At 73.0% G+C, this 1,535-nt stretch carries 1 protein-coding gene; it reads left to right on the top strand.

What is annotated here, in order from left to right; translation table 11 throughout:
- On the top strand, positions 1–1,535 hold a 1,535-nt coding region (locus IH13_RS0135155; RefSeq protein WP_031091089.1), incomplete at both ends, for a type I polyketide synthase.

Genomic DNA, 1,535 nt, shown 5'->3' with positions numbered 1-1,535 from the left:
CGTCCATCGGCTGGGGCGCCTGGGACGGCGCCGGCATGGCCGCCGACCCGCTGGTGGCCGAGCGCGTACGCCGGGGCGGAATGCCCCCGCTGCCTCCGGAACTGGCGATGCGGGCCCTGCGCCAGGCTGTCGAAGGCGGTGCACCGCACACGGTCGTCGCCGATCTGGACTGGGAGCGCTTCGCGCCCGCCCTGCCGCCCGGCAGGTCCGCGTTCATCGGCGAGATCCCCGACGTCCAGCGGCTGCCGGCGGCGTCCGGCGCCCCCGCGCCGGAGACCGCGGCCGAGAGCGCCCTGCACGAGCAGCTGGCGGGCACGTCCCCGCAGGAGTCCGAGCGCATCCTGCTCGCCATGATCTGTGGCCAGGCCGCCGCGGTACTCGGCCACGCCTCGGCGGACGGGGTTCAGCCCGGGCGTGCCTTCCGTGAGCTCGGCTTCGACTCGCTGACCGCCGTGGAGCTCCGCAACCTGCTCGGCGCGAGCACCGGACTCGCCCTGCCCGCGACACTCGTCTTCGACTACCCGACCCCGCTCGCCCTCTCCCGGCACCTGCGTGACGAACTCGCCGGCTCCGGGACCGGGCCTGCCCAGGACGGCCCCGTCGCCGTGCTCGACGACGACCCGATCGTCATCGTCGGCATGAGCTGCCGCTTCCCCGGCGGGGTCCGCTCCCCGGAGGAGTTCTGGGACCTCCTGGAGTCGGGGACCGACGCGGTGTCCCCGCTGCCCGACGACCGCGGCTGGGACATCGAACGGCTCTACAGCGCGGACCCCGACCAGCAGGGCACCTCGTACGTGCGTGAGGGCGGGTTCCTCGACGGAGTGGCCGACTTCGACGCGGGTTTCTTCGGTATCGCGCCGCGCGAAGCACTGGCCATGGACCCGCAGCAGCGTCTCCTCCTCGAGACGTCGTGGGAAGCCTTCGAGCGGGCCGGTATCGACCCCGAATCGGTTCGCGGGGAAAGGGTCGGTGTCTTCGCGGGCACCAACAGCCAGGACTACACCGGCCTTCTGATGGGCTCGGCGGAGAGCGCCGAAGGCTTCGTGGCCACCGGAAACGCGGCGAGCGTGGTCTCCGGACGCGTCTCGTACGCGCTGGGTCTGGAAGGGCCCGCGGTGACCGTCGACACGGCGTGCTCGTCGTCACTGGTCGCGCTGCACCTGGCCGTCCAGGCCCTGCGCGCGGGTGAGTGCACCCTGGCCCTGGCCGGCGGCGTGACAGTGATGTCGACGCCCTCGGCGTTCATCGAGTTCAGCCGGCAGCGGGGGCTGTCGTCCGACGGCAGGTGCAAGGCCTTCGCCGAGTCCGCGGACGGTACTGGCTGGGGCGAGGGCGTCGGCGTCCTCCTGGTCGAACGGCTCTCGGACGCCCACCGCCACGGTCGTGAGGTCCTCGCGGTCGTACGGGGCTCAGCGGTGAACCAGGACGGTGCGAGCAACGGTCTGACGGCGCCCAACGGCCCCTCGCAGCAACGGGTCATCAGGCAGGCGCTGGCAGGAGCCGGCCTGACCGCGTCCCAGGTCGACGCCGTGGAG

This window comes from Streptomyces sp. NRRL WC-3549, from assembly GCF_000721935.1.
GTDB lineage: Bacteria > Actinomycetota > Actinomycetes > Streptomycetales > Streptomycetaceae > Streptomyces.
This window is presented reverse-complemented; position numbering and strand designations above follow the sequence as displayed.